Annotated in this window: 2 protein-coding genes and 1 pseudogene; all 3 read right to left on the bottom strand. The window is 74.5% G+C overall.

Annotation, left to right across the window (positions count from 1 at the left end):
• Positions 1 to 571 (bottom strand): annotated as a pseudogene (locus ACFQGU_RS17850) (hypothetical protein); the annotation flags it as partial.
• A gap of 79 nt (positions 572 to 650) precedes the next feature.
• Entirely contained in the window at positions 651 to 1880 is a 1230-nt protein-coding gene (locus ACFQGU_RS17845) for a C40 family peptidase (protein WP_386769049.1), read from the bottom strand.
• Positions 1881 to 1901: 21 nt separating this feature from the next.
• On the bottom strand, positions 1902 to 2217 hold a 316-nt coding region (locus ACFQGU_RS17840; RefSeq protein ID WP_386769048.1), incomplete at its 5' end, for a hypothetical protein.

Here is a 2217-nt window from a genome sequence, read left to right as displayed (position 1 = left end):
CGGCCGCGATCGGGTCGTCGCCCGGGTCGACGCCGTACAGCACGCTGTCGACGCCGAGGCCGCGCACCCGCACCTCGCCGGTGTCGGTGACGATCACGCAGTTGGGCCGGATGCGGCCGTGCGGCACGCCCTCCTCGTCGGCCGCGGCGAGGAACCGTGCGACCTCGAGGGCGATGAGCGCCGACTGGCGCGCGGGCATCGGCTCTCCGCCTCGCGAGGCGATGAGGTCGCCGAGCGTCGTGCCGGCGAGCCACTCGGTGACGATGACGAGCTTCTCGGTGACGAGGTCGGAGTCGATGTCGAGGACGGCGACCGCGCGCCGGTCGGTCACGCGCGAGGCCCGCGCCGCCGCGAGCCGCAGGTCGTCGGCCAGGGCGTCGTCGATGGCCATGAACCGCACCGCGACGGGCCGGCGCAGGCGGTCGTCGACCCCGCGCCAGAGCGAGGTGCCGCCGTTGTCGGCGACGCGGTCGACCAGGCGGTAGCGGCCGAGGACGACGAGATCGGGTACGAGGGGGGTGGCGCCCGTGCGCGTCCCCCGGCTCCCGCGTCCCCCGCGTGTCCCGGCCATGCCCCCGAGCCTAAGCCGAGCCGCCCCGGGAAAGGACCGTCCCGGTGGCTCCGGGCGCCGTGCCGTTGCGGATCGGTGCCTAGGACGGGCGGACGGCGCCGATGTAGCCGCGGAGGTAGACCGACGCCACGCGGACGTGATCGCCGGTGTGCGGCGAGTGCACCATGAGGCCGTGGCCGATGTAGATCGCCACGTGGTGGATCGACGACGGGTTGCCCGTGTTGTAGGCCCAGAACATCAGGTCGCCGGGCTTCAGGTCCTTCAGCGCCACCGGCGTGCCGGCGTGCCACTGCTGGCGCGACGTGCGCGGCAGGTTGATCCCCGCCTGGCTGTACACCCGCAGCACGAACGACGAGCAGTCGAAGCCCACGGTGCTCTCGGCGAGGCAGTTGCCGTCGTCGGTGCGGCCGTCGTCGGGGGCCAGCGAGGAGCACCAGCCGATGCCGGGGCCGTTGCGGCCGCCACCGCCGGCGGAGTACGGCGTGCCCAGCCAGCGGCGGGCGTCCGTGAGCGCCGCCGCGGCGTACGGCGTGGCCGGGTCGGCACCGGCCTCGGCGATCGCGCGATCCATCGCGGCCAGGGAGTCCTTCGGGACCGGGTTCGTGGTCCAGGGGGCGTCGAGGGCGGCGGCGCGGGCGGCGGCCTCGGCGGCGGCCTGGGCGCGGGCGCGCTCCTCCTCGACGAGTCGTCGGACGAGCCCGTTCGCCTCCTCGAGCGCGGCGTTGGCCTCGCTGAGGTACGCCGCGGCCTTCTCGGCGGCGGCCACCTTGCGGTCCTCGAGGGCACGGCGCTGCGCGGTGAGCAGGGCGAGGTCCTGGGTGGTCACCTTGGCGGCGGCCGCGCGCTCGCGGGCGTCGCTGCCGGCGACGATCGAGCCCCGGACCACGGAGTCGACCGAGGCGATGCGGTCGAGCACGTCGCCGATGTCCTCGCCGGTGAGCACGCTCGCGTACAGGGCGCTGGGCCCACCGCTCATGTACATCTGCCGGGCGGCGTCGGCCGTGCGGCCGTCGGCCACGAGGACGTCGATGTTCGCGGCGTCGAGGTCCTCGTCCGAGCTGATGAGCTTCGCGACGACCTGGTCGAGCTCGTCGTTGGCATCGCCGTAGTCCTCGGCGGCTGCCTCGGCCTCGGCGTGCAGCCGGTCGACCTTGTCGCGCAGCACGTCGGCCGCGGCGCGGGCCTGGCTCAGGTCGGGGTCGGCGCTCGCGGTGCCGGCAGGCAGGGTGACGAGGAACGCCGTGGCCAGGACGGCGACGGCCGACGCGATCGCCGTCGCCGCGGTCCTGCCTCGAGCCGTCTCGCGCATGCCCACCGAGCTCGCCGCCCGCTACCGGATCGGGTCGCCGGCGGTGCCGGTGCCCGTGGCGACGACGTAGTCCTTGACCCTCGGGAGGTGGCTCGAGGCGATGGTGCGCGCCTCGCCGCGGAACGTCACGGTCACCGTGCGGTCCTTGCTGACCCGGAACGACCCGGGTACGACGTCGTAGCCGACCTCGTCCGCGAAGCGCAGGACCGCGGCGTATGCCGCCTTCTGGGACTTCTTCTGGACCAGGGTGTCGTACCCGATGGCGGCGGCCTGCTGCGCGCTGTCCTGCACCTGGAGGTGCGTGGACGTCATGGAGATCGCGTCGTACCCGGCTGTA

This window comes from Longivirga aurantiaca, assembly GCF_042660085.1.
Lineage (GTDB): Bacteria > Actinomycetota > Actinomycetes > S36-B12 > CAIYMF01 > Longivirga > Longivirga aurantiaca.
The sequence above is the reverse complement of the archived record's forward strand: the minus strand, read 5'-3'. Positions and strand labels throughout refer to the sequence as shown.